This is a genomic window from Natronococcus sp. A-GB1, assembly GCF_029688845.1.
Lineage (GTDB): Archaea > Halobacteriota > Halobacteria > Halobacteriales > Natrialbaceae > Natronococcus.
The window spans coordinates 1-26,345 of the sequence record NZ_JARUKW010000032.1 but is presented as its reverse complement, the minus strand read 5'-3'; the positions used below and the strand labels follow the sequence as shown (position 1 = coordinate 26,345).

The window sequence follows — 26,345 nt, the reverse complement described above, 5'->3', positions numbered from 1 at the left end:
GATGGATTCTCGGAGGTGCTGCTACGGGTCGACGACGAGGGCTGTTACCCTGGGCGTGTCCGGATGGATCATGACCAGAACCCTCGAGAGGCGGTTGCGTTAATGTATGATCCCTCTGAGCACGGCGAAGACTACGCATCGTATCTGCAGCAGTACGACGATGTCTGTGGCTGGAGGTGGTCCTAATGGGTCTTGGGAATCGGACAGTGTGTGCCACGAAGCAGAAGCTCGGTCTTGGTGATGGCTACGAGGCTCTCGAGGTCACGCCGGAGTTGGCCGAGCAGCTCTACGGTGAGTTGCCTGAGCGTAAGTCGATCGCCGTCCAGCCGAGCAAGGACGGCGGCGGGCCGAAGGATGCAATTGATCTACTGACGGCCGTCCACAATCCCGGTCGGAGTGGTTTGTTTGGGTCGGCAGAGGGGCCAACGCACTCGTTCGAGATGCGCTACATCAACGGGTTGGTTGGCTTCCAGTGGGTGATGGCGACGACTGAGGCCCAGAAGCAGATGCAACGGCAGCTCGAGACGTTCTATCCTGACGCTCACATTGATATGTCGGAGCATGACCGGCCAGCGCTGTTGCCTCTCGAGGAAGGGCGCTACGTCGCCGGAGCCTATCTTCGACTCCGGAAGCGTTCGGACGGCAAGCATCTGTATCCGATCAAGCACATGGACATCGAGGGGTTCGAAAACGATCCCTATGGGTCCATTACGGCCGAGATGATCGGCGAGCGTGAGTCAGATACTGAGACCGATCTGGCTGTGCAGACGATCTTCGAACCGGCACCAGCGGATTGGTGGAAGGGCGGGTTGCTCTCGTCGTCGATCGACGACATCGCAGATGAGCTCAAGAGTCCCCGGAAGGACGAGTCGTTCCTCCATGCGCTGAAGTACGAGCTGTTCCCCGAGAAGTTCGAGATCGTCGGCGAAGAGCGTGAGGCGTCGAACAAAGACAAGCAGGCATCCAACATCGTTCGCGAACAGCGTGGTGAGAAAGGCTTCCGGATGAATCTGCGGATCGTCGGTGTCTCGGACGATCCGGATTCTGCGGTTCGGCGGGTAGCCGAGACCGCACAGCAGTTTGACGGCTACTATGAGAGCAAGACCGAGCAGGGCTTCGAGGTCGTTCCGCTGTACGACAAGCCGCTGCTGACTGAGTTGAAGCGGGCATATGGTCGTACCCGTGCGGATCGGAAGATGATCATGGGTGTTCGCGGTGCAGCGGGGCTAATCCATATCCCGAACGACGATATCAACACCCAGGACGTCGACTGGTCGCTGACGTCTCACGCCGGCGACGTCCCGGCGAACGCACCGCGGTTTTCGGAGTTCCACGATTCTGGGGTCGTTCCATGGGAGAAGGAGCTCCGGTCGGTCGGCCTCGAGGGCGCTGATTGGTGGACGTACGATATACCCCCTACTTGGAGCGATCCCGAGGAGTACAATGACTGGAGTGTTGTCGCCGATAGTCAGCCGTCTGATGGCGACCGCGAACTAGATGACCGCAGTTCTGAGCGAGACCAGGAGGTGTCCGCATAATATGACTCTACCTTTCGGCGACGATGGCGAACCAGTCGAGGAGATCGAGAAATTCGGCGCCCGGATCGAAGGTGAGGACGATCCGAGCGAACCCGTCTTGATCAACAATAAGGAGTGGGCCATACAGCGCTACGATCCAGTCGAAGAGGAAATCGAGACCTATGCTGGTGCCTGGCCTCGAGCGATGATCGAGAACGCACAGGCGGAACCTCGACAGCCCCTTTGGATCGGTGTCTCCGAAAGTTCTGGTCGGGAAGTGCCAGTGGAGTTCGATCGGCTCTTCCGGCATGTCTTCTACGGTGGCTCGACGGGTACGGGGAAGACGACGAAGATGTACAACGACGCCGTCGCGCTCATGTACGGTGGTCACGGCGTCACGATTATCGACCCGAAGGGCGACGATATCTACGACCTCCTACGGCGGGTTCCGGAGGATCGCTGGGACGACGTGATCTACATTGCGCCAGGGGACGATTTTCTGGATAAGTCGGTCGGGTTCAACCTCTTTGAGACCTACCACGAGCCCGACGAGACCGGATTCGACGAGGAGATTGAAGGGATCGTCGACGACTTCAAGGAGTTGCTGAAGGCCGGCGACTTCTGGGGGAATCGGATGGACCGTGTCATGAAGACGATGGTCCGCGGAATGATTCGCCACGAGTTCGAGTTCACGCCACTCGAGCTCTACTATGCGTTGCTCGACGAGGAGAACCGAAAGGAGTACGCGGATTTGATCGCATCGGCTGATGACGATGACATCGCGTTTCTCGAGGTCTACACGCGACAGATCGCGGAGGAACTGACTGAGCAAGAGCTCGACGCACTCGTGGGTCGGCTAAAGGACTGGGTGGAGAATCCGATCACGCGACAGATTCTGGCTCAACGTGAGTCCGACGTTTCGATCGCCGAGGCGGTCAACGAGGGCAAGATCATTATCTGCAAGAACGACCTGCCTGGTGAGGCAAAGCGGATGGTCGCGACGGCAGTGATGCGTCGGGTCTGGACCTGTGTGAACGATCGGATCAACCCATCAGAAAAGAAGGTTCGTGAGCTCGCTGGGGCGAACACCTCCGGTGGGGATTATGATCCCTACTTCCTGATGATCGACGAGTGCGACGATGTCCTTACTGAGGCTTCACAGATCGACAAGATGCTCACGAAAGCCCGTTCGAAGAAGCTTGGGCTACTGCTGGCTACACAGACGCTGCATCAATTGGATGCAGAGGCCCAGCAGGCGATTCTGTCGAACTGCAACACGCTGGTTTCGTTGAATCCGTTGTTGCCTGATGAGGCTCGAGCGCTCTCTGATCGATTCGGTGGAAAGGATCCTCGAGATTTGACCCAGATTCCGGACTACCACGCCCAGACGAAGCTGCGCCATGAGGACGACTCGTTCATGGCGAAGCTGACGCCACCGTATCCACCGCTGCACTCGATCGAAGAGGCTTTTGAATTGATCCAGCAGTCGACGGAACGCTACGGGATTGAGCGCCAGTCTGGGCGGGAGGTCCTCGACGGGCTGTTCTTCGCTGGGACTGGGCAGTCCGATGCAGCGGATGCAGTCGGTCGTGAGAACACCTCGAGTAGCGTCGAGGAACCAATGGACGTCGACGATGTCGAAGCGGCCCAGGCGGCACTGAAGGCTATTTACGACGAGACGATTCGAGCGGAGTCGACGTCCGTTGAGACACCGGCCGCAGAGCAGGCAGTGACCGATGCGACCGGCCTTGAGTATACGCAGGCGTCGAACATCGTCGAGCGTCTGGAGGCAGCCGGTGCACTCGAGCAGCGGAGTACAAGCGATGGTCTCGAGATTACGGTGACGCCTGAGGGACGCGGCCAGATTGGGCTGGAAACTGGCTCGGGTGGTTCTGGTGGGAAGAGCAAACACCGACATATGCTTCGAGAGGTCTACGAGTGGGGGACACGGTCCGGGTACGAGATGAAATTGCCAACGCAGGACGGAGACGAACTGCCGGACGCGGTTGGTGAAGTACCACCGTCGATCGTTCCTGATGGTGGCCTTTCGGAAGATGAGCGTGATCAGATCGTTCAGTCGCGTCTCGAAGACGAGTACCCAGAGATCCTCGAGCTCTCGGGAACAGAGACGCTGTACATCGAAGCCGAATCGAAGGGACTCTCGAAGCCGGGCGGCCCAATCAAGAACGCGGCGAAAGCGCCAGAGCCCGAACAGCTGTTGTTCGTTGTCGGCGACGGCGGCGACGATGGTCTTACACGGAACGCCGAGCGCCTGGCATCGATTTTCGGCGCCGATGGGAGCGATCCGTTCACGTCGATTCGTACGCCGACGGGGGCTGCCCGGAAGTTCTACACGCGTGGGAAACTCGAGATGGCTCGCGACGATTCGGGCACTGAGAAACTCGCGATCGTCCCTGAAGATGTCTCGACCGAGTGGGTTGAACTCGAGAGTGGTGCGATCGTTTGTCGCGACCGGGACACTGACGAGACCTACCTTCGGTTCGACAGTCCCGAAGAGTACCGAGAGCGTGACCCGACCGATGCGCCTGCGACCGTTCATTACGATCCCGAGGACACCAATTATGTCGTCGAACGAAGCGGCGACGTTGAGCGGAAGTATGGCGGGAAGGGACCGCTTACAGACGACTGGACGCACATCTATGAGCCGGTGATTCCGGAAGCGATATTCCGCGAGCACGGCCATGAGTTCGTTCCGGAGCCAGAGGAATTCCGGATCGCTATCGTGCCGAACGATGATCGCGACCTCGAGGGTGAGCCGGAGTTGCTTCTATTCGACGTTGACAGCGAAGAGGCGATTCCGATTGGTTCCTGGTTAGGTGGGTCGACTGAGGGCGTCACCACCGAGTCGGCGGAACCTGAGTCTGAGATTGGGTCGGAACCAAAATCGGAGAGCGCTGATGAGACAGACCTGGACGGAGACGATAGCGACACCGAAAGTGACGAGAACTCTCTGGATGTGGAGCCACTCCGAGAGCCAGAAGAGCCCGCGCCTGCGCCCGAAACACCAGAGCAGCGGCCAGACCCCGAGTGTGAGCCTGAAGCTGAGGGTGGGGATGATCAAGAGGAGGGGGGAGCAACTGATAATCCCTTTAATTCGATCTAGTGTGACTGCTGCTGCTTTTCGAGACAAACAGCGCTGTTCACTGATTGATGTAGAATGGATATTCGAGGCTGGCAGAATGTTTTGTCGATACGGTTAGGTATAGTAATCTTCAGAAGTTTCTGCTCACGGCTGCCGGTAAACCGATGGAGATCAGCAGATGGCAACTCAGTTCGATCGTTTGCACTGCAACGATTTCCAAGTTTTGTTATAGTTTAGCATCTCCGCTATTGCGTATCAGTTTGGTGACTAGATCGGATACAGTGTTTATAGTAGTGTGTATAGCTATCAAGATAGGCCCTAGTACTCGTTCGGTTTCCACCCATGAGCTGTGGAAGTAGTCAACCCATCTGCTCAGTGTGTAAAATCACATTTCGATGCGGTTTCGGTCGGTGTAATTGAGTTGACCGCTCATTCCCAGCCGAGTGAGAGTAGTCAGACGGCCGCAGCCATCAACGTATCTCTCCAAGATGGTGTTTCTCGTTGAGTCGGTGCAGGAACGCAACGGCTGGAGCCTCGTCGTACGAACACTGCGACATCGAGTATTAATAGTGACCCCATTCCTGTTGTGGTATAAGAACAAGATCATTCAGAACTAGTATTAACATCTATATTACCAATAGAGGGCCGGGACGGCTTCGCTGTCCTCAGAACGTTTTGCGTTCTGAGGGCTGCACAAGGGTTCCGCTCTCATGGACGTCGGCGGGTCTGGAAACATATGGGATATCCGATGTAATTAGTTCCAAATTGCCTGATGAGGCCGTTCAACGCCGACCAAGCTACGGATCGCTTGTATCCCTCGAAGCGAAACCTGGTCGTGTGGAGGCCGGACAGTGAACACTCTGACGTACATTGCCGTCTGCTCACGTTCCCAGGATTTTCTAAATCCGCCGCGTAAGACTTGCTGAACAAGTTTACGAGCTGAATATCCAAACCAACTTCACGATCTGCTCGTTCCCCAAACAGCAAAACACCGACCAAAGAGAAGAGGACCGTGTTACTCCTTCAGCGCGACACCGAAGCTCAACCCGGCCGCGAGGTACTTGTTCACAAGGATGAGGAACAGTACGATTGGCATCACTAGTACCGAGGACGCAGCTGCAAGCATGCCCCAGTCGATCTGGCGCGAGCCGATGAACTGATACATGTAGATCGGTGCAGTTCGTGTCTCGGTTCCGGTCAGCACGAGTGAGAAGACGAGCTCGATCCAGCCGAAAATGAAACTGATGATCGCTACGGCGATGATCCCAGGCAGTGCGGCTGGGAGTACGACCTTGCGGAACGCCTGGAACCGCGTTGCACCGTCAACCATCGCTGCTTCCTCGAGTGCGACGGGGATGCCGTCGAAGAACGCTTTCATTACCCAGACGACGATCGCGATGTTGATTGTCGTCAGCATGAAGGTGAGTCCGATACGCGTATCGAGCAATCCGAGTCGGTTATACAGGATGAAAAACGGCACGATGACCGCTACCGGTGGGAGCATCCGTGAGGAGAGGATCCAGATCATTACGTCACGTTCAGCAGGGATATCGTACCGGGAGATCGCGTACGCACCCGGGATACCGATCAGCAGGACGATTAGCACCGAGCCACCGACGACTAGGAAACTGTTGCCGAGGGCGTAGGCGAACTCGGGGTCACGCATGAGTTCGATGTAGTTCTCGAACGTGGGGACGAAGATCCACTCTGGCGGCATCGCCAGTGCGTCGGCGGTCGACTTCAGCGACATCGACAGGATCCACAGGAACGGGAACAGTGCGAACAGGAGCCACCCGAAGAGGACAACGTGTCGGCCGACCTCCTTGAGCTGTCGTCTCCGGTCCGTCGATATCGCACTCATCAGTCCCACACCCCCTCGAAGCCGACTTTGATGATCGCGATCGTACACAGCGCGATAACGAACACGAGGTAGACGATCGACACTGCCGCTGCAGTCCCGAGATTACTCCCGATGAACCCCATCTCGAAGACCTGAATGCTGAGCACCCGACTCGAGGTTCCGGGACCCCCGCCGGTCAGCGAGTAGATCATCCCGAACTCGCGGAACAGGTCGATCATCCGGATGAGTACCGCCACGAAGATCAGCGGTTTCATATAGGGGATGATGATATGGGCGTAAATTCGCCACAGCGGCGCGCCGTCGACTTTCGCGGCCTCTTTCAGGTCAGTCGGGACCGACGTGAGCCCGGCGTAGAACACGATGAACATAAACGGTGTCCAGTTCCACGTGTCGACGAGAATCACCGTCAGCAGCGAGTACTGCCCGGAAAGGAACGCAGGTGAACTCACCGGTAGAACCGTCTCGATTAGGTATGGAATGATGCCAAGCTCTTGATTCAACATGATCTGGCCCATCGTCGCCAGCGCGACGGGCGCGGCGGCCATCGGCAGGATGAACCCGATACGGTAGACCGTCTTCATTCCGTTGGTGACGCCAGCGACCAACGCGGCGAGGACGAACCCGAGCGTCGTCTGCAGGGCCAGGCTCCCGAAGACGAAGACGAACGTGTTCCGGACCGATACCCATGTTGAGCCCCGGCCCCACGCGCTCGCGAAGTTGTCCAAGCCGATGAACGTGCCGGTCGTCGCCGGATTCGTGAGATCCCAGTTCGTGAGCCCTAGGTAGATGTTATAGGCGCCGGGAAAGAAGGTCACTACGACCAAGAACAGCGCCATCGGCAGCATAAACCACACTGGAAGGTACTCCTGCCATAGCTCCGTAAGGCGCTTACGGTACCCGCGGGTCCCAAGCGTCGTTTCCGTTTCAGTTGCCATGATTCATAGTTCTCTCTTGGCCGCTAGTTGACGATATCTTCGGCGGTCTCGGCAGCGTTTTGCATCGCCTCCTCAGCAGACTGACTTCCGTCAATTGCTGCCTGCAATTCCGTCGAGTACTCTTCGCCCCACTCGGGGTAATAGACGTCGAACTCGTCGCCGATTGCGCCCTCGAGCGAGTTCATCGAGACGTCCGCGAACTCCTCGCCGACGTGGTCGCGGTACTCGTCGGTCTCCCATGCCGAGGCGCGCGTGAGGAAAGGTGCGCCCTGTTCGCCCATCCACTCTTGAACCTCTTGGCTGGTCGCAAACAGCATGAACAGCCACGCCGCTTCGGGGTTGTCAGACGCTTGTTGGGTCGAAATCTGCCAGGTGAAGGCGTTCGGCGCGAACTGCCCGCCCTCCGGGACGGGCATCTCCGCGACTCCGATATCCTCCGCGACCGGGGACTCGTCGGGGTCGGTCAGGTCGGCGTGGAAGAGATTTGCGTCGACGGCAAAGTGGCCCGCGCTGCCCTGCTGCATCGTCGCCAGCGCGTCCGACCACTCGTAGCTCGCCGCATCACCCGGGCCGTACTCCTGAAGCATGTCAACGTAGAACTCGGCGGCTTCGATCGCCTCGTCGCTGTCGAGTCCGGACTCCTCGGGGTACTCCTCCCAGAGTTCGCCGCCCCACGAGCGGATATAGGAGTTCAGAATGAAGATGTTCATCCCGTATCCGCGCTCGCCGCGGGCAACGACGCCGGGCATGTCCTCGTTTTCGTGGATCGTCTCGATGTTCTCGAGCATTTCGTTCATCGTTTCGGGGACCTCGAGGTCATGTTCTTCGTATAGGTCCTCGCGGTAGAACAGCGTGAGTGCTTCGACGGTGATCGGGAGGCCGGTCCACTCGTCGGCCGTCCCGGCCGCGTGACACGCCTCGATCGATGCTTCGAAGATATCGTCGGTCTCGTACCACTCCTCGTCATACAGGTCGTCGTCATCGAAGTATCCGTCCAGCGGCTGGAGCCAGTCCGATTCGTAGTACTGGGTCACCACTTGGTCGGCCATGAAGACGTCCCAGGTACCACCTTCAGTCGTAACGTCCGTATCTCGTTGGGTTCGAAACTCTGACTCCGGTAGCACGTCCCAGCTGAGGGTCATCCCGGTGAGATCCTCGAACTGCGACTCGAGCGGTTCAAAGTTGTCGACGAACGGGTGCTCGACGAACCCGAGCGTCAGATCTTCCCCCTCGTGGCGCTCCCAGTCGATGTCCGCCTCCTCGATCGACGAGAGATCGAAGTCGTCGACGTCCGCATCTTCTTCACCGAGACATCCGGCAAGCCCAGCGACGGCCCCCACGGTGCCTGCACTAACGGCTTTCATGAACGTACGCCTCTTGCTATCCATGGCTATGGTACAGTATATCTTAACACGGTTATTTATAATTTTGGTTCGGGTCGTCATTCGCGAAGATATCACTCCGTCGCGACAGTCGTCAGTCAAAACGGCTCACGCCGGAATCCCGCCAGTTCCTCTTCAACTATCTGCGGCACCGCCTTCGGTCGCTGCCGAAATCTCCATTTCGGCATCCTCGCTGACGGAGCGGTGGTGCAACGCGGTCCCCGTCTCCCGATCGAACAGGTACACCGCCTGCTCCGGGATGTGAGCGTGCACCGTGTCGCCGGTCTCGATCGGTTGTTGTCCGTCAATCTCCGCGACGAACTCTCGGTCCGTTTCCGCGGTGCGCAGGTAGACGTACTTAACGCTCCCCATCGGCTCGACGACATCGACCGTACACTCGATGTCGTTCGATGACCCCGATGCAGACTTGACCGAGACATCCTCCGGCCGAACGCCGAACGTGAGTGCGGTGTGTCCGGCGACGTCCTCGGCGGTAGCCGCCGACAGTTCGTACGCTAGTCCCTCGCCGCGGAGCGTCCTGTTCTCCGCTTCTACCGCGAAAAAGTTCATCGAAGGGCTGCCGATAAACCCGGCGACGAACCGGTTCGTCGGCTTGTAGAAACACTCGAGTGGCGTTCCGACCTGCTGGACCTTTCCTTCGTTCAGGATGACGAGCCGGTCGCTCATCGTCATCGCCTCGGTTTGGTCATGGGTCACGTACACCGTCGTCACGCCGAGTTGTTCCTGCAGTCGATTGATCTCCGTTCGCATCACGGTCCGAAGCTTTGCGTCGAGGTTCGACAGGGGCTCGTCCATCAGGAACACGTTCGGATCCCGAACGGTCGCCCGGCCGAGTGCAACACGTTGTTTCTCCCCGCCCGAGAGCTGTCCCGGATTGTTGTCGAGCAGATCGTCGATCCCCATCACTTCCGCCGCGTCGTTGACCTTCTCGTTGACCTCCTCGTCCGACAAGTCGGTCGACATCTTCAAGCCGAAACTCATGTTTTCCCGAACCGTCATGTTCGGGTACAACGCGTAACTCTGGAACACCATCGCAATGTCCCGCCTGCGGGGCTTGTAATCGTTCACGACTTCGTCGCCGATGACAATGTCGCCGGACGTCTGCTGCTCGAGGCCGGCGATCATCCGCAACAACGTTGATTTCCCGCTTCCGGACGGGCCAACCAGAACGAGGAACTCGCCGTCCCTGACCTCGAGATCAACGTCGTCGACGGCGGTTATTTCGCCTCCGCCGCTACTGAAGACTTTCCTAACGGAGTCTAATGTAACGCCAGCCATGCGTCGAAGCTACGTTCACCCATCATAATAAATGTTCACATGAGTATACCACACAGGGTAACGAATCGGCTGCTCTCTCCCAGACGACGCCGCCACGCCGGTCTGCGGAATCGATTCGATCAGTGGCCGCTCACTCCGACACTGTAATCATTCCCTTGACAACGGCAGGCTCCATCGCGCGCTCGAACGCCGCTTCGACCTCCCCCAGCGGCGACTCGAAGTCGACGAGCCCCTCGAGATCAACTGCTCCGTCCGCGAGCAACGAAACCGCAGCGTCGTACGTGTTCTTGTACCGGAACGAACCGTGGACGTCGATTTCGTTGTCGATGAGTTCGAGAACGTCCAGCGGAACGGTCGCCTTGTCGGCGAGTCCGACGAGCACGATCGTCCCGCCACGCCGGACGGCATCGACCGTCGATTGGATCGACGGTTTGGCGCCGGATGCCTCGACGACGACGTCCGCACCGACTCCGTTGGTGTACTCCCCGACGGCCGTCTCGAGGTCGGTCTCGGAGACGTCGATGGTCAGATCGGCGCCGCGATCGGCCGCGCGCTCGAGTTTCTCGGACACGACGTCGGTAACGATGACGTCCGTCGCTCCGGCAGCCTGCGCGGCCTCGAGCGTGACGAGCCCGATTGGTCCGGCGCCCGCGATCAGGACGCTGTCGCCAGTTCCGACGTCGCCCCGTCGGCACGCATGGATGCCGACCGACAGCGGCTCGCAAAGCGCACCGGCCGTCGTCGACACGTTCTCCGGAAGTTCGTACGCGAAGTCGGCCGGCCAGGCGACGTACTCGGCGAACGCACCGTCGTGAGGCGGTGTCGCCATGAACGTCACGTCCTCGCAGAGATTGTAGTCACCGCGCTTACAGTGTGCGCACTGTCGACAGGGAACGCCCGGCTCGAGTGCCACTCGATCGCCGACGGCCGGCTCGGTGACCTCGTCGCCGACTGCAACGACCTCGCCCGCGCTCTCGTGACCGAGTACCAGCGGGTTCTCGACGACGTAGTCGCCGATACGTCCGTGTTCGTAGTAGTGTACGTCCGAGCCGCAGATCCCGACGTCGCTGATCGCGACGAGGACGTCCTGCGGGCCGGGTGACGGTCGTTCGCGCTCTCGGTGCTCAAACCGGTGAGGTTCGGCTAACACGGCAGTTCGCATGGCTCAGCCCAGGAGGGTGAACTACAAAAAGGTGAGGGAGTGTCGCAATCGACGGGTTACCACTCGGCAAGGCTTCCGTCCTCGTGATGCCAGGTCGGATTGTGCCAGTTAACCCTCGTCTGCGATTGCTCGCGGACGTACGCTTCGTCGATCTCGATCCCGAGTCCCGGTCCCTCCAGGCGTTCGATGTACCCCTCGTCGAAGGCGAATGCCTCGGGATCCTCGAGGTATTCCAGGCCGGGACTCGAGTTCGGGTCGTGGACTTCGAGGCTCTGTTCTTGCATCACGACGTTCTGGGTGGCGAAACCGACCTGAAGACATGCCGCGAGCGCAATCGGGCCGAGCGGGCAGTGCGGGATCACTGCCGTGTCGAATGTCTCGGCCAGCGTCGCAACCGTTCGAAGCTCGCTGATCCCGCCGACGCTGGTGACGTCCGGCTGAATGACCGAGACGGCGTCGTCGACCAGAAGCTGCTTGAAGTCGTATCGGGAGTGGAACCGCTCGCCCGTGGCGAGCGGTACTCGGGTTTGCTCGGCGACACGTTTGAACGCCTCGGCGTGTTCTGGCAGCAGCGGCTGATCGACGAACATCAGGTCGTACGGCTCGAGGCGCCTGACGAGTTCGATCGCCATCGGCTTTGACACGCGACCGTGGAAATCAACCCCGACGAACGCGTCATCACCGACAGCGTCTCGAACCGCTGCGACGCGTTCGATCGCCTGTTCGATTACGGCTGGCGTCTCGAGCGGCCGAAACTCGCCGACGAAGTTGAGCTTGAACGCGCGGTACCCGTTCTCAACACCGTCGCGAGCGGACTCGGCGATCTCCACCGGACTCTCGGGAACGACGCCGATCCAGTTGTACACCATCATCCGGTTCCGAACGTGCCCGCCGAGCAGTTCGTAGATCGGCACACCATAGTGGCGAGCCTTGATGTCCCACAGTGCTTGGTCGATTCCCGACAGCGCGCTCATCAATATCGGGCCGCCGCGGAAGTACCCGCTCTGGTAGAGTTTCCGCCAGTGGTACTCCGTTCGCATCGGATCCGCGCCAAGCAGGTACCCCTCGACGAGTTCACTCACGGCCGTCTTGACCGACTCTAACCGTCCCTGAATGATCGGTTCTCCCCAACCAACCGTTCCGTCACTGGTCTCTAGCCGCAGGAACAGCCACCGCGGCGGCACGGCGAACAGTTCGTAGTTGGTGATTTGCATACGTGGAGTATCCGGGAGACGCTACTTGAACACCACGGGTACTGCTGTCACTCAGCATTCGGGAGTTCATCGGCGTTCGCGGCCAACAGTGAGAGTGACTCACAATAGATTTAACACGGAGGGGATAGCTGGTATGAATCGAACGCATGAGTATCCGAGATGCTTTCTCGCTCGAAGGAGAGACAGCGATCGTTACTGGCGCCGCACAGGGACTGGGCAAGCAGATGGCGTCCGGGCTCGCCGAGATGGGCGCCGACGTCGTGATCGCCGACATCAACTACGCGAACGCTGAAACAACCGCGACCGAACTCGACGGCGAAACCGATGTCGTCCCGTTCGAAGTCGACGTGACGGACGAATCGTCGGTCGAAGGTATGGTCGAGGAGGTGACCGATCAGCTTGGTCCGATCGACGTTCTCGTCAACAACGCCGGGATCGTCGAGCAGTCCCCGGCGGAGGAAACCGAACTTGACTCATGGAAACGGGTGCTCGAGGTCAACCTCGATGGCGTGTTCCTCTGTGCCAAACACGTCGGAATTCAAATGCTCGAGCGCGGCGAGGGAAAGATCGTCAACATCGCCTCCATGTCCGGGTTCGACGTGAACGTCCCACAGAAACAGGCCAGCTACAACGCCTCAAAAGCCGGCGTCTCCATGCTCACGAAGTCGCTAGCAGTCGAGTGGGCCGACCACGGCGTCCGCGTGAACGCGATCGCACCGGGATACATGCGGACAGATCTCGTCGACGAGGTGCTCGAGGAAAACCCGGAGATGGAGGAGACGTGGCTCGAAAACACGCCGATGGGGCGACTCGGTCGTCCGGAGGAACTCCGCGAGCTTGTCGTCTACCTCGGCTCGGACGCCTCCTCGTACATGACCGGATCGACCGTCGTCATGGACGGCGGTTACACCGCACGCTGAGAGCGTCGGAATTCGCGACCGGACGTTGACCCGAGCCGGAAACTCGAGGTCAGTCGTCGGTCGCGACGAGATCACCCATCCGTTCTTTCGCCGGACCCCACTTGTCGGTACCGGCTGGTTCGTACGTTCGCGGCTCAAACTGCTCCGCAACCAGCTCGCGGCCGGTTTCGAGATCCGGAACGACGTCGAGGGCAATCGCCTGTGTCAGTACGTTCCCGATTGCGGTCGCTTCGACCGGGCCGGCCTGCACGGAGCGACCGGTCGCGTCGGCGAGCAACTGACAAAACAGCTCGTTCCGGACGCCGCCGCCACCGAGAACGATGCGCTTTGGCGGCGCCTCCACGACATCTCCCAGTTCGTCGAACACAAGCGCGGTCTTCGCCGCCAGGCTCTCGAGCAGACATCGGACGACCTCGCCCTGCCCTGCGGGAACCGGCTGTCCGGTCCGCCGGCAGTACGACCGAATCTTCGCCGGCATTGACCCCTCGATCCCGAACTCCTCGGCGTCCGGATCGACGAGCGACCGCATCGGTTCCGCGGATTGTGCCGCCCGAAGCAGATGGCCGTACGCGGTCGGTTCGCCAGCGTCGTGCCACGCGTTCCGACACTCCTCGAGCAGGAAGAACCCGGTAATGTTCTTCAGGAGACGAACGGTCCCGTCCGCACCTAACTCGTTCGAAAGTGAAAGCTCGAACGCCGCGTCGGTCACTAGCGGATCGCTTCGTTCGACCCCAAAGAGGAACCACGAGCCGGTCGAGAGAAATGCCGCGTCGTCGGTCAACGGCAGGCCGGCAACCGCCGAGGCGGTATCGTGACTCGCGGGCATTACCAGCTCCGGCGTTGTCGAGAGCGACGCGGCGACCTCTGTATTGACCGGTCCGAGTCGAGCACCCGGCGATTCGAGATCCGGAAGCAACTCCGTCGGCAGCGAAAGCTCCGCGAGCAGGTCACACGCCCACTCCTGACGGTCGGGATCGACCATTTGCGTCGTCGAGGCGATCGTCACCTCGCCGGCTGCTCGCCCGCCTAGCAGTGTCGACAGCAACTGTGGCATCATGAGCAGCTCGTCGGCTCGCTCGAGCAATGACGGGTCTTCCCGTGCGAGCGTGTACAGCTGCCAGAGCGTGTTCGGCGTGTTCCAGTTCGTAATTCCGGTTGCCTCGAAGAGCCGTCGCTTCCCGACGGTCTCGAACAACTCATTTTTTGCCGCCGTCGCCTCGGGATCGCGGTACGACGTCGGGTCTCGAAGTACGGTTCCATTACGTGTGAGTCCGAAGTCAAGGCCCCATGTGTCGATCCCGATGGCATCGATCCCGTCGGCTCGCTGATCCGCCGCCTGAATTCCCTCGATCATTTGCTCCTGGAGCGCTTGGAGATCCCACACGTAGCGCCCGTCGGCCTCGACGGGCGCGTTCTCAAACCGATCGACTTCTTCGAGTTTGAACGTTGAAGAGCTCAATCGGCCGAGATAGACGGTTCCGCCGCTGGCGCCAATGTCGATTGCAACAACGTTCATGCTCGATCTCGCGACTGCATTGTCCCTGCTCGGCGGGGTAACTCGACTAACGTGATCACCGTTGTCCGATTACTGACCATATCCGTCGAGTTTACCCTGCAGATGTTCGACTTCGTCGTCCGGGAGAATCTCCGGCTCCCCGATTGCCCGCGCCTGGTAGTGGATCCGCGCGCAGTATTCTACCATCAACGCGACCGTATAGGCGTCCTCAAGTGACTCCCCGACGGTCAACACGCCGTGATTGCGAAGCAACGTTGCCTTCGCGGACTCATCAAGAGCGTCGACGGCCACATTACCGAGCTCCTGTGTCGCGTGGGTTTCGTACTCGGTAACGGGGACTTCCGTCCCGGCGAATGCCACAAGGTAGTGCGATGCCGGGATCGGCTCACCCAGCGAGGCGAATGTCGTCGCGTACGGCGAGTGTGTATGGACGACGGCCTCTACGTCTGAGCGCTGCTCGTGAACGGTCAGGTGCATCGGAAGCTCTGTCGAAGGATCGTACGCTCCCGAAACGACGGTTCCGTCCGTCGTTGTCACCGGGACGTCCTCGATAACGACTTCCTCGTATGGAACGCCGGACGGACTGATCGCGACGCGGTCATCGTCGAGTCGAACGCTTAGGTTACCGCCGGTCCCGGTCGTCAGATCGTCCTCGAGTAGTTGACAGCCGTACTCCCGGATCTCTTTCCGCTGGTCTCGGAACTGCTGTTCGTGTCCGGACATGCTGCGTACGAGCCCGCCACAATATAAATTACTTTTGACAGCTATATTACTCATTCCGGCAAGCGACACTAGCAGAGAGCTGGTGACGCAGACCGAATCCAGTGCCGAACCACAATAGATTGTTGTGTGGCTTATTCTCTTCCTTGCGAGATAGAAACCATATACTCCTCGTTTGCACCATGCCAGCGAACAGCGATCGGTAGCGGCAAGTTATTAATAGGTTGTTCCACTACTCCAACTCGGAGCCCTAGCGTGAGAGTACCACGCGTTTCCAGCCGAGACGCCATCACGTCTCACTGGTAGCGGCTCTGGACCGGAGGAAAACGTGACACAGCCACAGACCGACGCCTTCGACGAGGAGACGGCCGCCCACGTCACAGCCTGTCGCGATGCAGTACCGACAACACCGCCGAACGCCGAACTGACGTTCGGATTCGACGGATTCATCGACAACGTGCGGGAACTCGTCGACGTCCGCCACGACGCGGAAAACTACACGCCGATGCGAGAACTCGGAGCGTTCGGCGACCGAATCCGACGGTCGGCCGATGCGGACAGCTCTGTCAGCACCGAGTGGCACCGCTCGGGACGGCGTGCGGGCGGCCACGTCGCACACCTCTCTCGCGCTACCGGAACCGTAGGGTTCGACCCTACCATGCTCGGTACCTTTGGCATTCCCTCTGATCCCGTGTTCGACGACGAATTCGAGCAGTACGAGCGGTACACACTCGGCGAACCGACGATCACGGACGCGGTGGAGTTCGACGACGGCAAGCTACTGCTTCAGGAGACCGGCAGCCAAAGGCGGCTGAACTGGGAGCGCCTGTGCGACCGCGTCGGCATCGAAACTTTGGCCGACGCTGTCGACGGCGCAACCGTTCTTGGAATTGGGTACTGGGCGAACATTCCGGAGCTGCCGACCATCTGGAACGGGCTCGCGACCGAGCTGTGGCCGCTGCTCTCGGAGCCGCCCGAGTCGGTGTTTCTTGACCCCGCAGACATCAGACAGCTCTCGACCGAACGGTTGCGGTCGGGGCTCGAGCCGTTGGCCGAGTTGGACGACACCGTTCCAGTGACCGTCAGCGCAAACCGTGCCGAGACAGCCGTTCTCGCACGACCTCGTTCGACGGAACGTCACGACGGAACGCTTCGAGACGCAGCCGAACGGGCTCGAGACGCACTCGGCGTGACTCGATACGCCGCTCATTCCTCAAGCGCTTCGGCACTCGCTGGACCCGAAACTACCGCTCGGGTGGCCGTCCCGCAGACAGACGATCCGGTCCTTACGACGAGCGCCGGCGACCACTTCACCGCGGGACTGGTTCTCGCTCACCTCATCGGAATCACCAACGGTCCGTCGCTCGTCCTCGGAAACGCGCTCGCCGGTCACTTCGTTCGGAACGGAGCCCCGCCGACGTACGAGGAGCTACTGACGTTCGTCGATCGGTATGCTACATTGTTCGACTGATACGGAACCGAAGCACAGCCGATTCACGACAAGCCGAACTGAAAACCAACTATGAATCACTCACTCCGAATCAAACGAACTGAATCACAAATAAACCGACCCGATACGAGAATCCTACACTAATGCGTACAGCAACACTGACCGACGTCGGTGAGATCACCGTCCAAGAACAGAATCGACCCGAACCGAACGACGACGAAGTACTCGTCGAAGTTGGTGCCTGCAGCGTTTGCATGACCGATTACCACATGTACCACGGTACCTTCGCCGTCGAGACACCCATGGTTCCCGGCCACGAGAGCTCCGGAACCGTCGCCGCCGTCGGCGATGACGTCTCCGAGTTCGACATCGGCGACCGAGTCGCGATCAACCCGACGATTCCCTGTCACACGTGTTCGTACTGTAAGCGCGGTGAAACCCACCTCTGTGAGAACAACACGGTCCTCGGGGGCGCTGGAGAGACCATCCTCGATGGCGCGTTCGCAGAATACATTCGCGTCCCGATAACGAACGTCGAGGACATCGGTGATCTTTCCTTCGACCATGCAGCACTGGCCGAACCGCTCGCATGCTGCGTTCACGGTGTCAACCAGGTTGACCTTGAGCAGGGCGATAGCGTCGCAATTATCGGTGCCGGTCCGATTGGGCTAATGCTGTTACAGACGTTTCGAAACCGTGGCGCCGGTCCGATCGTCGTCTCCGAACCGGACGATAAGCGACGAGAACTCGCCGCCGATCTCGGTGCCGACGCGGTCGTGAATCCCGACAACGTCGATCCCGTAGAGGCAATCCGGGACGCCGCGGGGGGCAACGTCGCCGTCGGCGTCGAAGCCATCGGTCTCGTCCCGACTATCGAACAGGCCAACGAGGTCACAGCGAAGGGCGGAACGACGCTCATATTCGGCGTTCCCGATCAAGACGCTACAATGGAAATTAATCCGTTCGACATCTACTTCCACGAGATCGACTATCGAGGTACGTACTCGCTAACTACCGAGGACTTTGAGCGAGCCGTAACGATGCTCGAGCAGGATCGAATCGACGCCGATGCGATGATTACCGAGCACATCTCGCTCGAGGATCTGCCGACCGCGTTCGAACGAATGGGCGACGCTGACGGACTTAAAAAAATCGTCGAACCCGGGGCGACGGAATGACTGAGTACGACCTGTTTGACACTCGCTCGGGAAATGCTGTCGTCGTCGCGCTCGATCACGGTATCGGAACGGGCGCCGTCGACGGATTCCAGAACCCGCTGGCGACGCTCGAGTCGGTACTCGATGGTGAGCCCGACGGCGTGCTTGTCAGCCCAGCCTTCGCCGAGCACTACGCGGACACGCTTGCCACATCGAGCGCAGAGCTTCTCGTTACCGCCGACTTTGTATCCCCATCGAGCCATCCCGGCGAGGATGTCGGTCCGCTCGTCCAACAGCGTGCGTTCGATACCGAGTCATTGCTTGCGTGTGACCCGGTTGGCATTAAGACTGTGCTTGCTTTCGGCCGTCAGGACCACCGGGCATTCGAGCGCAACGTCGAGTACATCACGACGCTCGCGTCAGAACTCGACGGGACCGGTGTTCCGCTTATTGTCGAGACGGTACTGTGGGGGACAGCCGTACCCGACCGTCTCGAAACCGATCCGACGTACGTTGCGAACGCGTGTCGGATCGGGTGGGAGCTCGGTGCAGACATCCTCAAGGCGCCGTACACCGGAACCCCAGAGTCGTTCACTCCGATCGCCACTAACGCTCCGGTTCCGGTTATGATTCTCGGCGGTCCTGCGTCAGGCTCCGTCCCCGCCGTGCTCGAGGACGTGGCTGAGGCGATGGATTCGGGGAGCCACGGCCTCATTATCGGTCGCAGCATCTGGCAAACGCCAGACCCCACAGCCGTGGTCCGTGCACTCCGTGACATCGTCCATGGAGACGCTCATGTGGAAGAAGCCTGGAGCACTTAATCGATCTCGCTAATCCTTTCCTGCTCGAATACCACATAGCAGTGCTTACTGTTGGTGTTGAAATTCCATGTTCTGCAGAGAAGAACGGGAATAATATCCTATACAGAATCATAAATAACCAACAAAGATGGCCTTGTCTTGCTATACCATAGTCCGTGGAATGCTCAGTTCTTCCCCGGTTCGTTCTGCACTCTAGAACAAGGTATTTGTCGGACGAAGCTGTAGGGGAAGACAGAATGACGGACACATCACGGTACACCGTCGACGCGACGGAAACATCACTGGCAGTATTAGAGACGCTTGTCGCTTCTGAGGATCCTCTCGGCGTCACGGCCGTTGCGGAGACGGTCGGCGTCTCGAAAGGCGTCGCCCACAACCATCTCTCGACGCTCTGTACCAACGGGTACGTAACCAAGAACGATGGAACCTACAGCCCGTCGCTTCAGCTCCTCTCGATGGGTAGTCGAACGCGGGATCGGCACGCGATTTACGAGGCGGCCAAACACCAGGTCAACAACCTCGCGACGGCAACCGGAGAGACGGCGACGCTGTTCGTCAATGAGAACGGCGAAGGCGTTCCGATACACATCGCCGAGACACCCGACGGCTGGTCGCCACCGTTTCACGAGGGAAGCAGGATCCCGCTTCATCTTACTGCCCCTGGTAAAGCGATCCTTTCATCACTTCCCGAAGAAAACGCCAATACGATTCTCGAAACACACGATCTCGTCTCATCGACGGATGCAACGATGACCGACCGATCCGAACTCGTTTCTCAGCTGCAACGAATTCGTGACGATGGTATATCGTTCTGCAGAGAAGAACACTACGAAGGGATCATCGGTGTGGCAGCGCCGATCTCAACTGCCACCGATACTCTAACTGCGGCCATCGGAGTTTGCGGCCCCGCCACCCGATTGAACGGTCGATTTCTAGAGGAGGACATTACTGGTCAGGTTCTCAGCACCACGAAGTCCGTATATGTCAATCTCGCGTGAGAGATGCCCATTACGTTTACTACAAACCTGACTTGCTTGTCCCCTCCCCATAATTTACACCCATACCACTGTAATCTCTCTGCTATCACAGAATACGTCACATGCACACCAAGCATCGATTTGACCAATAACTGAAGTCTGTATCGCAAGGCACCGTCTAGTCAGTGTAGTTTGGAAAAACGAGCAGACCGTAGAGTTTGTTCGAAAAGTTGCTCGCAGACCTGCTCAACGAGTGCTACGCGGTGGAATTTGATGGATTTTGGGAGCATGAGCGGACGGCGACATCCGTGGGGTGTTCGCCGTCTGTCTTCACGCAACCGGTTGTCGTTCCGAGAGACACAAGTGATTCTTCATTAGTCGGCGTGGAACGCTCTCATCAAGTGACCTGGCTGTGGAAATGTTGGCTAGCGGATAACTCTCCAGATCTGCCAACGGCGCAGCCGCCACGGGCCAATATTATCGGAAAACTATTAAGATTGATAGTAAATGGTCTTGGGTGTATATTGCAACAGTTCTATACTCATGACTACTTTTTGATATCGCCATGTTCGGGCGGCAAGGCACCGATCCAGCCGCTGCCTTCTTGCACCAATTGACCGAGAAACACAATCTCGCCGAAGCGGTGTTTCTCATCGATGGCTACGGCTATCTGACTGCCCTCTTTCGATTGGGGTTGAGTGGCCAGCTCGACTATGTTGATCGAAAAGTGGATCACACCTTCAAGATATGAGTTGGCCGCTTCTATAACTCATGAGTGGGAAGTCAGGCGAGCGCCAGAGAGGATCTTGAACAGTTTGCGCATTATTATTACACACAGCAACCAATTTCATAACTAAACAGACAAATTCTGGCCGAGATGCTAAACTAAGAGTGTTCATCTGTTAGATAATATTTCAGTTTATAGTCTATTGTGTCAACAACTCTCTCTCTCTCCAAATTGTATCGCTATCGCCTCTGAAAGTACAAACTTAAGCGATCGTCGGTCCTTCAGCTTATTCCGGAGCCGCATACTGAAGACGTTTTATAGGTGGTCTTGAACACGGTTATTAAGCTACCGGCCATCTCTCTCGTCGCGAGTGATATGCTCGCTAAGACGGCCCGAGTTAGAGGTCGACGTACTGTGATTCCCATTCGCGGCGTTCCTCAATGGCTTCATCCCCTTCATTCGCGAGGGCATAGTAGTTCGTTCGCCGATCGAGTTCGCCTTTCTCGACGAGATCTTTGTTGACGAGCGTGTCGAGATTTGGGTATAGCCGCCCGTGGTTGATCTCGGTACTATAGTAGGTTTCAATCTCGTCTTTGATGTCCTGCCCGGATGGCTGATCGGCGGCTGAGATGACGTACAGCAGGTCTCGCTGGAAGCCTGTAAGATCGTCCATGGTGACTTATCCTTATACCTGTATATTGTTATCCCTGTCGTATGCGATTGCCAGTCTCGAGCTACAATTCTGGGAGAAACTGTATTGTCTGGTTTAGTTTTGATTTGAAAGTGATGAGCTATTTGCAGAAGTAAACTGGTCGAGGAGGGAGTCGACGACTGAGCCACTGCTTTTCTCCGTGTCTGCAGAGTAGTCCTCTCGAGGATCTTCATACACTTCGAGTTCAACACGGCTTGCAGCCGAGAGTTTGCCTTCGAGCACCTCGAGATTGAGAATTGCAGTCTGGTAGATCACGAGCGCACGGCTCTCATTGACGTCCAGATACTGGATACTGAGCGCCTCCAGTGTTGAAGGCAGATCAATTGGGGACCCAAAGGTATGTTCTCGAGGTGGATCCGAATCGCTTGGCATTGGATTCTCATTTGGGGCCTGTACAAATAGACCCTCTCTCTTTGTTGCAGTCGCTGAAGGTTCTCTGTGGAGACGTCTTCGGGAAAGGATGGAAGGAGTTGCAAACAGGCCACCAGTCAGGTGGGGAGTTAGTGCCGGTGGCCAGGTGCAGGTTGGGGTGCTGTGTGGCAGTGTCGCGTTGGGTGGTGCGCGACACTCGGAATACTCGTTGGAGTCATTATCAATCTCTTGCTTGCCCTCTAGGCTCGAAACGATATTTCGGGGTTGATCCCCGAACGTGTTAGCCGTGAACGCCAAGCTGACGCACTCAAACCCCGATAAACGATCACTGGGAACTGGTCGGCTGTTTGAGAAGCAATTTATACTGGGATGTGGCAGTCCGTGCTATGCCAAATTCACCTGTTCAGCAGACAAGTGGTGTTCCAGTGTCGAAACAGAGTCCTCACCATGAGATGACACCCGTTGTTGCAGTCGTTTCTGCAGTTGCCGATGCTGCTGGAACAGATCCACTCGAGTTGCCGCCCCTCAGCAACGTGATCAACCCAGAGGCACTGAACGACTTGGTCGGCGCTGAGAAAAGCTCCGGCCTGGAGTCGATCTCTTTTGAGTATGCTGGCTACGATGTCGTTGTCTCCGGCGCTGGCGATATTGAGGTCGTTCGATCTGAGTAAATTGGAGGCATAGGACCGGCAGCCATTGACAATCACCCGTCTGATTCGCCATTATCCTGGATAATAGCGAGCCAAAAGTCCTCGACTTCTTTGGCAAATGTGACGAATTCCTCAGCCTCAACTGGTTTTTGGATATACTCGTCCGCCTCGAGGCCGTGAGATTTCACGATCTCTTGCCCGGCTTCTGAGCTCGTGAGAACTATCACTGGAATCTCTTTCAGTTCTGGCTCGTTATTCAGCTCCGAGAGGACTTCCATGCCACTTTTTCCAGGCAGCTGGGGCTCAAGTAAAATGAGGTCTGGTTGTGGCACCTCTTCATACTCGCCACGCTGATTCACGAAATCAAGCGCTGCTTCCCCATTAGAAACGGTATGAATGGTATTGAAGATCTTTCCTTGCTCAAGGTTTTCCTCAAAGAGACGGATATCACCATGATTTGGTTCGACTAATAAAATATCTATCAATTCTCCTGTTTCACTGTTACTCTCCCCACTTGGTGAACCCATACCACTGCATTAAGTTGCAAGCTTAAAAGATAAACGCTGATAGTTTCTTCGGTGCAACTCAGTTTGTTTTGTTCTGAAGGCGGTGGAAAGGCTCTGTGTCACATGCCGGTGCCCTATGTCTCGATTAGCTCGAAATCAGTTCCGTCGCAGAGAGGACATGAATCCCAGTTTTTGGGAGTGGGATCAGCATCGCTCACCGCTTGTAGAACAAATCCACAGCCTTGGCATTCACTAAAGATGTCCAAGCAAGAGTAGTTATGGTGTCAATTGACATCCTTCTTCTCCCCCAGTAATTTGGTAACAGGAAGCGATGAAGAGAACAGCGTTTTTTCGCACATCTACGGATTGACTGGCTCTCCGAAATCCAGTCGAACTCAATTATCAGTCAACGGGGAGAAAACCAGTATCAGTCAACGAATGAATTCGCCGGCATTGAATGGATGCTCGAGACCGGCGAACTCCTTTCGCCGGTAGAGGTAAACCAACCCTGCGAACGTTGCGAGAAACGGTGTGAACGCGACGACAGCATAGAGGTACCACCAGTAGCGACGCTCATGAGTCTGATTGAGATACATCCCATCGAGTGCGAGCGCGATCGGCAAGCCAGGCCACGCGATCAGGATTGCTAGACCGGCTATCACACCAAGACCGAGCGGTGGCTCGACGAGAAACATAACCGCCGTCGCGATCGCCCAGCAGCCGGTTGTGATCGCGACCCAGTGCCAGCGGGGTTTGAGGCCTGGCACCGATGGAAGCGACGTGAGAAGGCCGCCTTCTTTGGCTGAGTCTGTGGGTTTAGTGGGTGAGGACAATGGTTCGGATCCACTCTCGTTGCGTGTTGGCAGTGGGAGGTATTCAGCGACGAGATCTTCGGCGCTTTCTTCGCGGATAATGTGAACGAGGCCATCGCCGTCGATCGTTTTGACGTTCAGGTCCCGTGCAAGCTCGAGGGCCTGTCGTGAGAATTCGTTGGTTGTGACAACCAGCACCTTGTCGACGCCACTCTCTTGATGAGCGAGAGATGCATACTGTTGGATCTCTGGTGAGCCGACAGTCGTGTTCGGTCCGTATCGCTTCGCCTGGATGAGTACCTTCGACTCATAGGGGTAGGACTTGGTGGCCCGGACGTCGACGCCGCGATCGTGTGTGCCGCCATCGACTGCAGCGTCCCATCCTTTTCGGTCCCAGAGGGCCGCAACGAGTTCTTCGAACTCGAAAGGATCCATCTGCTGGAGGTAGCGTTTGAGTTCGTAGTCCGTGACGTCGGGAACAGGTCGCGTTTCGGCGGCCTGTGCTTCGGCCACTACAGACCACGCCCACGTTCAGCTTCCCCGCCTACGTTACGCGATTGAGCAGCTTCGTCGTCAGCACTCAATTGGTCGTCGTTTTCGTCCAGGAGGCCAGCATCTGCGAGCCTGTCGAGAGGCGTCCGTGAGTAGTCGACGTCGTCGCCACCAGGATGATACTCCTCACCGAGTGCTTTGGCGGCACACTCGCTACAAAGCCGCTCCTCGAGGAGATCGTCATCGAGATGATCGAGTTCGACAGACCGCCAGCGCCCAGTGCGGGGGGTGTGGCGACATGGTGTTTCTGGCTTGTCTCGTGTGCTCTCTTCGGTGGGGATATGGATCGCCCGGCCCGATTCCGAGTAGGTGGATCGAACCCAGTAGTCGGCGGCTTCGCGGACGGAGTCGACGTTGAGAGCCGATTGAGAAGAGTCAGCCATCGTTCTCCTCATCCAACTCGTCGCGGTCGATCTGAACGGTTCTCTCGTCGGGACGCTCGAAGGCGAGCAGCTGATCGCCGGCCCACACATTCAGTTCAGGTGGGTTATCCCAGTTGATCTCGTCAGAGTCGATCTCAAGCGCCTCAAGGACCTCTTGGGGGATCGTGAGCATCATCACGCTTCCGTCACCTTCGAATCGGATCGAACTCGCGAGCGGGTCCGTCCGGCCGTCGATCCGCTCTTCCACGCCGATCGCGGGAACCATGCCGATCTCCTCGACGGCGTGCGGATCGAACCGGAATGAGCCATCCTCGAGACCGGCCGCGCGGATTGCGTTCGTGATCCGGACGACGACCGATCCCTTCGCCTGTCGGAGCTTAGCAGTCTGAATCTCTCGAATGTCGACGTTCTTGTCTTCGGTCATTGGAGTTAGGGTATGTTTGTGCCATGGATCCGTGTTGCGTCGGCCTTGGGGCAGGGAGGCCGTCAAACCAGAATCCGGTGCGCTGAGTCGAACAGCGACGGCGTCGCGAGGACGCCATCCACCATGGCACCGGTGACGTCGGTCGGACGTGTAATCCTGCCATTGAACGGGCGTCCGTCTGACGCCGTCATGATCACGCGGATCCCATTACATTGACCGATCACGCCGGCGCCGGCATCCTTTTTCCGACTTGTCCTTTCCACGACGTTGCTGGCGATGTGCCAGGTGTATAGACCGAGGTGAGATGACTCACCAGCGGTCTCGCTGGTCAGCATCACGCAGTAGCCGGTTCTCAGTCTTCTTCCTCCTCGAGCAGCGCTTTAGTGTAGCCCTCCAGGTCGTCGCGGTTCCGTGTTTGATCACGAGTTCAGCTAGGCTGGCACTGGAGTGCATACCAGGTACCGCTTCAGTTCGTCGGCGATCTTTGGGTCGACGTCATCCCCGGCTTCGAGCAGCTGGGAGAGCTGCTGACCGCGTTCGTAGCCTGCGACGATGCGGGCTTCTTCCGTCGGCTTGTCAGCACCTCGAATTTCAATCGTGAGTGCCATGGATTCTGTCAGGGTATATTTCGATATATCAATATAATATATGGGAATAACATAAAGGTACTGATCGGCTGCAGGGAGGGCGCCAGATCAGGCGTCCTCAACTCGGAGATTGCCACCGCACTGACAGCGATAGTTGCTAGGGTTCTTGACAATCTTCGAGCGCTGGTAGCGCGGGTCGCGCTTCTCGCAGTCGTCGCAGACTATCCAGTATTTCGGGTCAGCAAAGCGCTCGCAGTGGCGATCGGTGTCAAGTGGATCAACCCACCGGGTGAACGTTGGACCGTGATCGGCTTCGCTGTGCTTGTGGAACTGGTAGGCGTGGATCAGTTCGTGGCGGATCGTCCGGGCGAACTTCTGCCAGCCGTACTCGCGGTATGCGTCCCACGAGAGCCGGATCGTGATCTGATTGTTCGCTCGGTTGTAGCCGGCCTTTCCTGCCGAGCGCTGCATCTGGGTTGATGTCTCCCAGTTGATCGACTCGACCGGCAGCTCGGGGAAGTGTTCGCCGGCGACGTCGGCAGCGTGCGACGCCGCTCGAGCACGTAGCTTCGCTTTGGTCTTGGGT

The 26,345-nt window shown here is 58.1% G+C and carries 26 protein-coding genes and 2 pseudogenes; 10 read left to right on the top strand and 18 right to left on the bottom strand.

The features are described from left to right. From QA600_RS21825 to QA600_RS21815, 3 genes are all read left to right on the top strand, one after another. Nucleotides 1-186, top strand: a 186-nt coding sequence (locus QA600_RS21825; RefSeq protein ID WP_278294049.1) for a hypothetical protein, incomplete at its 5' end; no start/stop codon positions are given. Then, on the top strand, nucleotides 186-1,538 hold the full coding sequence (locus QA600_RS21820) for a hypothetical protein (protein WP_278294048.1): 1,353 nt from the start codon (nucleotides 186-188) through the stop codon (nucleotides 1,536-1,538). The genes QA600_RS21825 and QA600_RS21820, both read left to right, overlap by 1 nt. A 1-nt stretch (nucleotide 1,539) precedes the next feature. Continuing rightward, nucleotides 1,540-4,641 (top strand): TraM recognition domain-containing protein, encoded by a 3,102-nt coding sequence (locus QA600_RS21815; protein WP_278294047.1) that lies wholly within the window; start codon nucleotides 1,540-1,542, stop codon nucleotides 4,639-4,641. Between the two features lie 224 nt (nucleotides 4,642-4,865). Here QA600_RS21815 and QA600_RS21810 read toward each other — a convergent pair. The 7 genes and pseudogenes from QA600_RS21810 to dgoD all read right to left on the bottom strand — a co-directional run bounded on the left by QA600_RS21810 (nucleotide 4,866) and on the right by dgoD (nucleotide 12,473). After that, nucleotides 4,866-5,565: pseudogene (locus QA600_RS21810) on the bottom strand (IS6 family transposase). A gap of 70 nt (nucleotides 5,566-5,635) precedes the next feature. After that, nucleotides 5,636-6,481, bottom strand: coding sequence for a carbohydrate ABC transporter permease (locus QA600_RS21805; protein WP_278294046.1), 846 nt, complete (start codon nucleotides 6,479-6,481; stop codon nucleotides 5,636-5,638). Continuing rightward, nucleotides 6,481-7,416 carry a sugar ABC transporter permease gene (locus QA600_RS21800; RefSeq protein WP_278294043.1) on the bottom strand — a complete coding sequence of 312 codons (936 nt, stop codon included), beginning with the start codon at nucleotides 7,414-7,416 and terminating at the stop codon, nucleotides 6,481-6,483. Before QA600_RS21800 ends, QA600_RS21805 begins: the two co-directional genes overlap by 1 nt. A 23-nt stretch (nucleotides 7,417-7,439) precedes the next feature. After that, complete coding sequence (locus tag QA600_RS21795; RefSeq protein ID WP_278294042.1) at nucleotides 7,440-8,780, bottom strand: extracellular solute-binding protein; 1,341 nt, start codon at nucleotides 8,778-8,780, stop codon at nucleotides 7,440-7,442. A gap of 153 nt (nucleotides 8,781-8,933) precedes the next feature. Beyond that, a complete protein-coding gene (locus QA600_RS21790; RefSeq protein ID WP_278294041.1) occupies nucleotides 8,934-10,097 on the bottom strand; it encodes an ABC transporter ATP-binding protein in 1,164 nt (387 codons plus the stop codon). 130 nt (nucleotides 10,098-10,227) lie between these two features. Further along, complete coding sequence (locus tag QA600_RS21785; protein WP_278294040.1) at nucleotides 10,228-11,259, bottom strand: NAD(P)-dependent alcohol dehydrogenase; 1,032 nt, start codon at nucleotides 11,257-11,259, stop codon at nucleotides 10,228-10,230. A 56-nt stretch (nucleotides 11,260-11,315) separates the two neighbouring features. Then, nucleotides 11,316-12,473, bottom strand: coding sequence for a galactonate dehydratase (gene dgoD / locus QA600_RS21780; RefSeq protein WP_278294039.1), 1,158 nt, complete (start codon nucleotides 12,471-12,473; stop codon nucleotides 11,316-11,318). Between the two features lie 146 nt (nucleotides 12,474-12,619). Here dgoD and QA600_RS21775 point away from each other — a divergent pair, with 146 nt between their 5' ends. Beyond that, on the top strand, nucleotides 12,620-13,393 hold the full coding sequence (locus QA600_RS21775; RefSeq protein ID WP_278294038.1) for a glucose 1-dehydrogenase: 774 nt from the start codon (nucleotides 12,620-12,622) through the stop codon (nucleotides 13,391-13,393). A gap of 49 nt (nucleotides 13,394-13,442) precedes the next feature. Here the strand turns inward: QA600_RS21775 and QA600_RS21770 are convergent, their stop codons facing one another. Continuing rightward, a complete protein-coding gene (locus QA600_RS21770) occupies nucleotides 13,443-14,909 on the bottom strand; it encodes a rhamnulokinase family protein (RefSeq protein WP_278294037.1) in 1,467 nt (488 codons plus the stop codon). 69 nt (nucleotides 14,910-14,978) lie between these two features. Beyond that, nucleotides 14,979-15,632, bottom strand: a complete 654-nt coding sequence (locus QA600_RS21765; RefSeq protein ID WP_278294035.1) for a class II aldolase/adducin family protein — start codon at nucleotides 15,630-15,632, stop codon at nucleotides 14,979-14,981. A 325-nt stretch (nucleotides 15,633-15,957) separates the two neighbouring features. Between QA600_RS21765 and QA600_RS21760 the strand changes: the two genes are divergently transcribed. The 5 genes and pseudogenes from QA600_RS21760 to QA600_RS21740 all read left to right on the top strand — a co-directional run bounded on the left by QA600_RS21760 (nucleotide 15,958) and on the right by QA600_RS21740 (nucleotide 20,887). Next, complete coding sequence (locus QA600_RS21760; protein WP_278294034.1) at nucleotides 15,958-17,100, top strand: hypothetical protein; 1,143 nt, start codon at nucleotides 15,958-15,960, stop codon at nucleotides 17,098-17,100. Between the two features lie 122 nt (nucleotides 17,101-17,222). Beyond that, entirely contained in the window at nucleotides 17,223-18,257 is a 1,035-nt protein-coding gene (locus QA600_RS21755; RefSeq protein WP_278294033.1) for a zinc-dependent alcohol dehydrogenase family protein, read from the top strand. Continuing rightward, entirely contained in the window at nucleotides 18,254-19,057 is an 804-nt protein-coding gene (locus tag QA600_RS21750; RefSeq protein WP_278294032.1) for a hypothetical protein, read from the top strand. Before QA600_RS21755 ends, QA600_RS21750 begins: the two co-directional genes overlap by 4 nt. Nucleotides 19,058-19,293: 236 nt before the next feature. Further along, nucleotides 19,294-20,055 carry an IclR family transcriptional regulator gene (locus tag QA600_RS21745; RefSeq protein ID WP_278294031.1) on the top strand — a complete coding sequence of 254 codons (762 nt, stop codon included), beginning with the start codon at nucleotides 19,294-19,296 and terminating at the stop codon, nucleotides 20,053-20,055. A 209-nt stretch (nucleotides 20,056-20,264) separates the two neighbouring features. Then, nucleotides 20,265-20,887: pseudogene (locus QA600_RS21740) on the top strand (DDE-type integrase/transposase/recombinase). A gap of 271 nt (nucleotides 20,888-21,158) precedes the next feature. On the opposite strand, the gene QA600_RS21735 reads toward QA600_RS21740, so the two are convergent. Further along, nucleotides 21,159-21,434 (bottom strand): helix-turn-helix transcriptional regulator, encoded by a 276-nt coding sequence (locus tag QA600_RS21735; RefSeq protein WP_278294030.1) that lies wholly within the window; start codon nucleotides 21,432-21,434, stop codon nucleotides 21,159-21,161. A 93-nt stretch (nucleotides 21,435-21,527) separates the two neighbouring features. Further along, entirely contained in the window at nucleotides 21,528-21,845 is a 318-nt protein-coding gene (locus QA600_RS21730; RefSeq protein ID WP_278294029.1) for a hypothetical protein, read from the bottom strand. Nucleotides 21,846-22,231: 386 nt separating this feature from the next. Here QA600_RS21730 and QA600_RS21725 point away from each other — a divergent pair, with 386 nt between their 5' ends. Continuing rightward, nucleotides 22,232-22,516 (top strand): HalOD1 output domain-containing protein, encoded by a 285-nt coding sequence (locus QA600_RS21725; protein ID WP_278294028.1) that lies wholly within the window; start codon nucleotides 22,232-22,234, stop codon nucleotides 22,514-22,516. Nucleotides 22,517-22,548: 32 nt separating this feature from the next. On the opposite strand, the gene QA600_RS21720 is transcribed toward QA600_RS21725, so the two are convergent. The 7 genes from QA600_RS21720 to QA600_RS21690 form a co-directional block, all read right to left on the bottom strand. Further along, nucleotides 22,549-23,022, bottom strand: a complete 474-nt coding sequence (locus QA600_RS21720) for a response regulator (protein WP_278294027.1) — start codon at nucleotides 23,020-23,022, stop codon at nucleotides 22,549-22,551. Between the two features lie 410 nt (nucleotides 23,023-23,432). Continuing rightward, complete coding sequence (locus QA600_RS21715) at nucleotides 23,433-24,326, bottom strand: restriction endonuclease (protein WP_278294026.1); 894 nt, start codon at nucleotides 24,324-24,326, stop codon at nucleotides 23,433-23,435. Then, nucleotides 24,326-24,748, bottom strand: a complete 423-nt coding sequence (locus tag QA600_RS21710; RefSeq protein ID WP_278294025.1) for a hypothetical protein — start codon at nucleotides 24,746-24,748, stop codon at nucleotides 24,326-24,328. The genes QA600_RS21715 and QA600_RS21710 overlap by 1 nt, the downstream gene beginning before the upstream one ends. Further along, entirely contained in the window at nucleotides 24,741-25,172 is a 432-nt protein-coding gene (locus tag QA600_RS21705) for a hypothetical protein (protein WP_278294024.1), read from the bottom strand. Before QA600_RS21705 ends, QA600_RS21710 begins: the two co-directional genes overlap by 8 nt. 62 nt (nucleotides 25,173-25,234) lie before the next feature. Next, nucleotides 25,235-25,507 (bottom strand): hypothetical protein, encoded by a 273-nt coding sequence (locus QA600_RS21700; RefSeq protein WP_278294023.1) that lies wholly within the window; start codon nucleotides 25,505-25,507, stop codon nucleotides 25,235-25,237. Between the two features lie 96 nt (nucleotides 25,508-25,603). After that, nucleotides 25,604-25,780 (bottom strand): hypothetical protein, encoded by a 177-nt coding sequence (locus tag QA600_RS21695; RefSeq protein ID WP_278294022.1) that lies wholly within the window; start codon nucleotides 25,778-25,780, stop codon nucleotides 25,604-25,606. Nucleotides 25,781-25,867: 87 nt separating this feature from the next. Next, on the bottom strand, nucleotides 25,868-26,345 hold a 478-nt coding region (locus tag QA600_RS21690), incomplete at its 5' end, for a SprT-like domain-containing protein (protein ID WP_278294021.1).

Excerpts from the sequence above, each read along its gene's own strand:
- QA600_RS21820 (WP_278294048.1), top strand. The coding sequence starts at position 186 with ATGGGTCTTGGGAATCGGACAGTGTGTGCCACGAAGCAGAAGCTCGGT.
- QA600_RS21815 (WP_278294047.1), top strand. The coding sequence starts at position 1,540 with ATGACTCTACCTTTCGGCGACGATGGCGAACCAGTCGAGGAGATCGAG.
- QA600_RS21805 (WP_278294046.1), bottom strand. The coding sequence starts at position 6,481 with ATGAGTGCGATATCGACGGACCGGAGACGACAGCTCAAGGAGGTCGGC.
- QA600_RS21800 (WP_278294043.1), bottom strand. The coding sequence starts at position 7,416 with ATGGCAACTGAAACGGAAACGACGCTTGGGACCCGCGGGTACCGTAAG.
- QA600_RS21795 (WP_278294042.1), bottom strand. The coding sequence starts at position 8,780 with ATGAAAGCCGTTAGTGCAGGCACCGTGGGGGCCGTCGCTGGGCTTGCC.
- QA600_RS21790 (WP_278294041.1), bottom strand. The coding sequence starts at position 10,097 with ATGGCTGGCGTTACATTAGACTCCGTTAGGAAAGTCTTCAGTAGCGGC.
- QA600_RS21785 (WP_278294040.1), bottom strand. The coding sequence starts at position 11,259 with ATGCGAACTGCCGTGTTAGCCGAACCTCACCGGTTTGAGCACCGAGAG.
- dgoD (WP_278294039.1), bottom strand. The coding sequence starts at position 12,473 with ATGCAAATCACCAACTACGAACTGTTCGCCGTGCCGCCGCGGTGGCTG.
- QA600_RS21775 (WP_278294038.1), top strand. The coding sequence starts at position 12,620 with ATGAGTATCCGAGATGCTTTCTCGCTCGAAGGAGAGACAGCGATCGTT.
- QA600_RS21770 (WP_278294037.1), bottom strand. The coding sequence starts at position 14,909 with ATGAACGTTGTTGCAATCGACATTGGCGCCAGCGGCGGAACCGTCTAT.
- QA600_RS21765 (WP_278294035.1), bottom strand. The coding sequence starts at position 15,632 with ATGTCCGGACACGAACAGCAGTTCCGAGACCAGCGGAAAGAGATCCGG.
- QA600_RS21755 (WP_278294033.1), top strand. The coding sequence starts at position 17,223 with ATGCGTACAGCAACACTGACCGACGTCGGTGAGATCACCGTCCAAGAA.
- QA600_RS21750 (WP_278294032.1), top strand. The coding sequence starts at position 18,254 with ATGACTGAGTACGACCTGTTTGACACTCGCTCGGGAAATGCTGTCGTC.
- QA600_RS21745 (WP_278294031.1), top strand. The coding sequence starts at position 19,294 with ATGACGGACACATCACGGTACACCGTCGACGCGACGGAAACATCACTG.
- QA600_RS21735 (WP_278294030.1), bottom strand. The coding sequence starts at position 21,434 with ATGGACGATCTTACAGGCTTCCAGCGAGACCTGCTGTACGTCATCTCA.
- QA600_RS21730 (WP_278294029.1), bottom strand. The coding sequence starts at position 21,845 with ATGCCAAGCGATTCGGATCCACCTCGAGAACATACCTTTGGGTCCCCA.
- QA600_RS21725 (WP_278294028.1), top strand. The coding sequence starts at position 22,232 with ATGCCAAATTCACCTGTTCAGCAGACAAGTGGTGTTCCAGTGTCGAAA.
- QA600_RS21720 (WP_278294027.1), bottom strand. The coding sequence starts at position 23,022 with ATGGGTTCACCAAGTGGGGAGAGTAACAGTGAAACAGGAGAATTGATA.
- QA600_RS21710 (WP_278294025.1), bottom strand. The coding sequence starts at position 24,748 with ATGGCTGACTCTTCTCAATCGGCTCTCAACGTCGACTCCGTCCGCGAA.
- QA600_RS21705 (WP_278294024.1), bottom strand. The coding sequence starts at position 25,172 with ATGACCGAAGACAAGAACGTCGACATTCGAGAGATTCAGACTGCTAAG.
- QA600_RS21700 (WP_278294023.1), bottom strand. The coding sequence starts at position 25,507 with ATGCTGACCAGCGAGACCGCTGGTGAGTCATCTCACCTCGGTCTATAC.
- QA600_RS21695 (WP_278294022.1), bottom strand. The coding sequence starts at position 25,780 with ATGGCACTCACGATTGAAATTCGAGGTGCTGACAAGCCGACGGAAGAA.